Raw genomic sequence first — 6,194 nt, 5'->3', positions numbered from 1 at the left:
GCTTCGATGGCAGCGTTCAGTGCAAGCAGGTTGGTCTGCTCTGAAATGGCATTAATGGTGGTGACCACTTCATCAATTCGACTGGCGTTTTCATTCAAAACAGTAACGGCATCGGCTGCAGTGGCAATTTCATTCGACAACTGGCCGATAGCCGCAACTGTTGTGGCAATATCAGCCGAACCCGCAGCAACCTGTTGATTGGCCTCTTGAGTTTCCAGTGATGAACGTTCAGCGTTTCCTGCGACTTCCCGAACCGCAGCTGTCATTTCTTCCATGGCAGTGGCCAGTGAATCGAGGTGGGCTCGCTGATTTGCTGCCAATGCCTGGCCGTTTCGGGCATTGTTACGGAAAGCGTCTACCACATTACGAATTTGTGATGTGGCGGAACTGATGTTTTTCACCAGGTTATGTTGACGTTCCACCAGAGTATCAATGCTGACAGCCAGAATACTGAATTCATCTTTTACTTCAAAAAAGTTCAACCGACTGGCCAGATCGCCATCAGCGGCGCGTTTCAGCGCCATGACTGTGGTGTAGAGTGCTCCGCCCACAAATGTTGAAATATAGTAGCTGAACAGGAAGATGATAATAAGGCAAGCGGCGACAGCGCCACCTACAAATAACAAGTTATCGTCTGTCGATAGCTGTATGTCCTTGCTTGAAATACTTTGAATGGTGACGTACTGGCTATTGCCTACACTACTTACCACTTTGTATTGGCCACGCTCCTCAAAGGTTCCCCCTCCCTTACGAGCCAGCTGAGCACTCTTTCCATCAATACTGTTAACTGACTCCACACGGGTATCGAATGGAAGGCTCTGAAGAAAGGATTGATGTTTGTCTTCGGGAAGTAAGCTAAGAGCCTGTGTAACCACCTGATTCGTTAAGTCTACTTGTGTTGCGGCTCGGTCAAGATGACTTTGAACTAGCGTATCGCTGAAGCGAACGTTCAATACAAAAGCCAAAATTAGCAACATGATTACAGGGACTGTTGCAAGAATGGCAAATTTGGTTTTTAGCGTCATGTGGATGAGATATTGATCTATCCAACGAAATTTCACTTCTTTCATCGATTACCTCTGGTAGGCGTGGCTGCGCGTGACCCTATGTGTATCGGTCTCCCTGAGGAGAACTTTATTGTTGCAGCCTGGATTATGCTTGTATATGAATACTTTTTATTCAATATGTTGTCGTAGAGTATTCTCAGCATAGAGCACAGCAACAATTTTACATCTCACCAACATGGCTCGCCAGTGATCCAGTAACTTAAAAGTGTTACGCAGGTATAAAAGTACAAATGCTATCTTTTGAAAGGCGTCGGAAAATACGGGTTTTTTTCCGATCTTAACGCCAATTATGCCTAGTCAAATACATTCGACTACCGTAAAATTTCCCTCTTTTGTTATTTTTTGACAAATCAAGCGGCAAAGAACGTCGACATGTCGTGAATTCCCCTGGCAAAAGAAAGATGGGGGCAAATGCAGTGGAAGAGAAAATGCAGCAATTAACAGAGATTGTGGAACAGGCTCTGGCCGCCATTGAACAGGCGCCGGATCTGAAGGTTCTGGATGATATTCGGGTTGACTATCTGGGCAAAAAAGGCCGGATCACCGATATGATGAAACTCATGGGCACCCTGAGTGCGGAAGAAAAGCCCAAGTTTGGTCAAGCCGTTAACGACGCTAAGCAGGCAGTGCAGAAAGCTCTGTCAGAGCAAATTGAACAGTTCAAGGCCCGAGAACTGGAAACCAAGCTGGCCGCAGAGCAAATCGACGTGACTCTGCCCGGACGCACCCTGGAAAACGGCGGACTGCACCCGGTAACCCGCACCATCGAACGTATTGAGTCGTTTTTTGGTGAACTTGGCTTTACCGTGAAGCACGGCCCCGAAATTGAAGATGACTTCCACAACTTTGATGCACTGAACATTCCTGAGCATCATCCGGCCCGTGCCGATCACGACACCTTTTATTTTAATCCCAAGGTGATGCTGCGTACCCAAACTTCCGGCGTGCAAATCCGCACCATGGAAAACGAGAAGCCGCCTTTGCGAATTATCTCTCCGGGCCGTGTATACCGTAACGACTATGATATGACTCACACGCCGATGTTCCATCAGGTTGAAGGCCTGCTGGTGGATGAGCATGTGAACTTTGCCGAGCTCAAGGGCATACTGCATGACTTCCTGCGTAACTTCTTCGAAGAAGATTTGCAGGTGCGCTTCCGTCCATCTTACTTCCCCTTCACCGAACCCTCTGCCGAAGTGGATGTGATGGGCAAAAATGGCAAATGGCTCGAAGTGCTGGGCTGCGGCATGGTACACCCGAACGTACTGCGCAGTGTGGGCATCGACCCTGAGAAATATTCCGGCTTTGCTTTTGGTATGGGCGTTGAGCGTTTGACCATGTTGCGCTACGGCGTAAACGATCTGCGCGCCTTCTTCGAAAACGACCTGCGTTTCCTCAAGCAATTCAAATAACGGAGCAAATTAGTAATGAAATTCAGTGAATCCTGGCTTCGTGAATGGGTAAACCCAGCCATCAGCCGTGACGACTTGAGCCATCAAATCACCATGGCCGGCCTGGAAGTGGACGGTGTGGATGCGGTGGCTGCCGATTTTAACGGCGTATTTGTGGGTGAAGTGGTTGAATGTGGCCAGCACCCGGATGCAGACAAACTGCGTGTGACCAAGGTCAACGTGGGCGGCGATGCGTTGCTGGATATTGTTTGCGGTGCGCCAAACTGCCGTTTGGGCCTCAAAGTAGCCGTGGCTACCGTGGGCGCCGTGCTGCCCGGTGATTTCAAAATCAAGAAGGCCAAACTGCGTGGCCAACCTTCTGAAGGCATGCTGTGTTCCTACAGCGAGCTGGGTATTGATATCGAAAGCGATGGCATTATTGAGCTGCCGCTGGATGCGCCTATTGGCACCGATATCCGTGAATACCTCGACCTGAACGATGCAGTAATCGACGTTGATCTGACCTCCAACCGTGCAGACTGCCTCGGTATGGCCGGTCTGGCCCGCGAAGTGGGTGTGCTGAACCGAGCCGAAGTCAGTGAACCCAGCTGGGAAGCGGTTGTGCCTGCCACCGAGCAGGGTATCGACATCAGCCTGAGCGCGCCTGAAGGCTGCCCACGTTATCTGGGGCGCGTTGTTCGTAATGTGAATGTCAAGGCCGAGTCGCCAGAGTGGATGAAAGAGAAGCTGCGTCGCAGCGGTATTCGCTCAATTGACCCAATAGTCGACATCACCAACTATGTACTCATTGAATTTGGTCAGCCAATGCATGCCTTTGACCTTGCCAAAGTCGACGGCAAGATTGAAGTGCGCTACGGCAACGGTGAAGAAAAACTCACGCTGCTCGATGGCAGCGAGATCACTGTGCCAAACGATACCCTGGTGATTGCCGACAGCAGCAAAGCGCTGGCGTTGGCTGGTGTGTTTGGTGGTGAGTATTCAGGCGTTGGTGAAGCAACCCAGGACATTCTGCTGGAATGCGCCTTCTTCGCACCATTGGCCATTATGGGCAAGGCTCGTAAACTCGGTCTGCACACAGATTCATCTCACCGCTTTGAGCGTGGTGTTGACCCTGAACTGCAACACAAGGTAATGGATCGCGCCACCCGTTTGGTGCTGGACATTTGTGGCGGTGAAGCTGGCCCAGTATGTGAAGCCAAAGCCGATGAATTCCTGCCCAAAGCTAAGCAGATTGTACTGCGCCGCGCCAAGCTGGATAAAACCCTCGGTCATGTTATTCCTGACAGCGATGTGGAAGAAATCCTCAGCCGTCTCGGTTTTGGTGTTGAAGCCGAAGCAGGGCAGTGGCAGGTTACTACAGCCACCTATCGCTTTGATATGGCAATTGAAGAAGATCTGATTGAGGAAGTTGCCCGTATCTACGGTTACAACAACATCCCCAACAAGGCGCCGATAGCCGCGCTGCGTATGTCTGATCATAAAGAATCCGCCATCAGCGTGAAAAAGGTGCGTGGTTTGCTGGTTGCCCGTGGTTTCCAGGAAGCAGTTACCTATAGCTTTGTTGATCCTAAATTGCAGCAACTGGTACACCCGGGTGCGCAGGCGATGATCCTGCCTAACCCAATTTCCAGTGAAATGTCGGCCATGCGCCTGTCCATGTTCACCGGATTACTGAATGCCGTAGGCTATAACCAGGCGCGTCAGCAGGGGCGTGTACGCCTGTTTGAGACAGGTTTGCGCTTTGTGCCTGATGCCAATGCAGAATCCGGCGTAAGGCAGCAAGCCATGCTCGGTGCAGTGATCGCGGGCCCCCAGAGTGATGAACATTGGTCGATGGAGAGCAAAACCGTTGATTTCTTCGATCTTAAGGGCGATTTGGAGGCCATTATTGGCTTGACAGTTTCAGGATCAGAATTTAGCTTTAGAAGAGCGACACATTCGGCCCTTCACCCAGGCCAATGTGCTGAAATACTGAGAAATGATCGAGTCATTGGCTACATTGGTGCCGTGCATCCGACCCTTGAAAAGCCATTTGGCCTGAACGGCAAAACCATCGTATTTGAGCTGGAATTGGACGCGCTGCTGACCGCCAACTTGCCTGTAGCCCAGGCTGTGTCTAGGTTCCCGGCCAACCGTCGCGACATCGCTGTGGTAGTGGATGAAACCCTTGCAGCAGCCGATGTGATAAAAGTGATAAGAAAAGTTGGCGAAAATCAGTTGGTTGGCGTAAACTTGTTCGATGTATACCAGGGTAAAGGTGTTGAGCCCGGTAAAAAGAGCCTGGCTATCGCACTGACGTTACAAGACAACACTCGCACACTTGAAGAAAAAGAAATCGCAGAAGCAGTAGATACTGTGGTTTCGGCCCTCAAGTCCGAGTTCAACGCATCGTTGAGGGATTAAAGTATGGCACTTACCAAAGCCGAAATGGCAGAGCATCTTTTTGAAACGCTTGGTATTAATAAGCGGGTCGCGAAAGAGATGGTAGAGGCGTTTTTCGAAGAAATCCGAACCGCCCTCGAAAGTGGTGAGCAGGTCAAGCTGTCTGGTTTTGGTAACTTTGACCTTAGGGATAAAAACCAAAGACCGGGGCGCAATCCAAAAACCGGTGAGGATATCCCGATTTCTGCCCGTCGCGTAGTGACTTTCCGTCCCGGACAGAAACTGAAGAGCCGTGTTGAAACGGCCAATTCAGAAAAGTAATATCGAAACACACCGAGGGAAAGCCACTCATTCGAGTGGCTTTCCTGTTTTTGTTGTTAAAAAGAGGCTTAAAGCAAGTAGATGCGTTATTTCGACCGACGTTTTTATTGGGGACTTTTACACCCTCGGTTGTGGGGAACCTGGCTAGCGATAGGGGTTCTGTTTCTGTTTGGGGTCACACCAGCCGTCATTCGCGATCCCTTTGCCAGAGCACTTTCCAGGCTGGTGCTCAGAATTGCCAAAAAACCAATCAAGGTAGCCAGAGCAAATATTCGTGCCTGTTTTCCTGAAAAATCTGACGTCGAGGTCGAGGCGTTGATACGGGAAAATGTGGCGCAATTTGTAGTTATTTTAATTGCACAGGCAGAGTTGCTATTTCGAAGTAAAGAACATTTACGTCGTCGGGTCCAGATTAACGGGTTTGAGAATGTGAAGTCTGCCCGGGATGCTGGCCAAGCGATTATATTTATCATGCCACACGTATGGGGTATTGATTACGCCGGACTTAGACTCAATTTGGAGTTGCCCATGGTGACCATGGCCAAAGCACACCGGAATGAGCTTTTTAACTGGTTTTCCAATCGAATTCGAAGCCGCCTCGGTGGTCGTGTTTATATGCGGGAGGCTGGATTAAGGGTATTGATAACTGAAATGAAACAAGGGAACAGTTTCTTTTATTTACCCGATGAAGATTTAGGGCCGGATCAGAGTGTTTTTGCTCCGTTATTTGCAACAACAAAAGCGACACTGCCTGTTGTAGGGCGTCTTGCCGCTGCCGGTAAAGCCCGTGTTATGCCTGTCAGCATTGGTTATAACGATAAATCCCATCAATTCGTCCTGACAGTATTGGCTCCGATTGAAGCGTCGAATATGGCGGGCAAAGAAAACGAAGCGCTGGCACTTAACAAAGCGGTTGAGGAAGTCATCACTGCCTACCCTGAACAATATATGTGGTTTTTAAAGTTTCTCCGTACCCGGCCTGAAGGCGAAGATTCGATATACAACTAAAGAC

5 protein-coding genes are annotated in these 6,194 nt (G+C 49.7%); 4 read left to right on the top strand and 1 reads right to left on the bottom strand.

All coding sequences use genetic code 11. The annotated features are described in order from the left end of the window. Positions 1–1,070: methyl-accepting chemotaxis protein (locus ABYK60_RS09965; protein WP_372871865.1), on the bottom strand; the 1,070-nt coding region annotated here is incomplete at its 3' end. Positions 1,071–1,495: 425 nt separating this feature from the next. Between ABYK60_RS09965 and pheS the strand changes: the two genes are divergently transcribed. The 4 genes from pheS to lpxM all read left to right on the top strand — a co-directional run bounded on the left by pheS (position 1,496) and on the right by lpxM (position 6,190). Beyond that, the gene (gene pheS, locus ABYK60_RS09960; protein ID WP_372871864.1) at positions 1,496–2,479 is read left to right on the top strand and encodes a phenylalanine--tRNA ligase subunit alpha; all 984 of its coding nucleotides are present in this window, start codon (positions 1,496–1,498) and stop codon (positions 2,477–2,479) included. A 15-nt stretch (positions 2,480–2,494) separates the two neighbouring features. Next, positions 2,495–4,882: a phenylalanine--tRNA ligase subunit beta gene (pheT, locus tag ABYK60_RS09955; RefSeq protein ID WP_372871863.1), complete on the top strand. Its 2,388-nt coding sequence runs from the start codon at positions 2,495–2,497 to the stop codon at positions 4,880–4,882. A gap of 3 nt (positions 4,883–4,885) precedes the next feature. Beyond that, the gene (gene ihfA, locus ABYK60_RS09950; protein WP_126167093.1) at positions 4,886–5,182 is read left to right on the top strand and encodes an integration host factor subunit alpha; all 297 of its coding nucleotides are present in this window, start codon (positions 4,886–4,888) and stop codon (positions 5,180–5,182) included. A gap of 81 nt (positions 5,183–5,263) precedes the next feature. Then, positions 5,264–6,190, top strand: coding sequence for a lauroyl-Kdo(2)-lipid IV(A) myristoyltransferase (gene lpxM, locus ABYK60_RS09945; RefSeq protein ID WP_372871862.1), 927 nt, complete (start codon positions 5,264–5,266; stop codon positions 6,188–6,190). The last annotated feature ends 4 nt before the right edge of the window (positions 6,191–6,194 follow it).

Source organism: Shewanella sp., assembly GCF_041630135.1.
Lineage (GTDB): Bacteria > Pseudomonadota > Gammaproteobacteria > Enterobacterales > Shewanellaceae > Shewanella.
Note: the sequence above shows the minus strand (reverse complement) of the source record. Positions and strands in the feature narration are given on the sequence as shown.

Bases quoted from the DNA above. Each gene is read 5' to 3' on its own strand.
- pheS (WP_372871864.1), top strand. From the start codon at position 1,496: ATGCAGCAATTAACAGAGATTGTGGAACAGGCTCTGGCCGCCATTGAA.
- pheT (WP_372871863.1), top strand. From the start codon at position 2,495: ATGAAATTCAGTGAATCCTGGCTTCGTGAATGGGTAAACCCAGCCATC.
- ihfA (WP_126167093.1), top strand. From the start codon at position 4,886: ATGGCACTTACCAAAGCCGAAATGGCAGAGCATCTTTTTGAAACGCTT.
- lpxM (WP_372871862.1), top strand. From the start codon at position 5,264: ATGCGTTATTTCGACCGACGTTTTTATTGGGGACTTTTACACCCTCGG.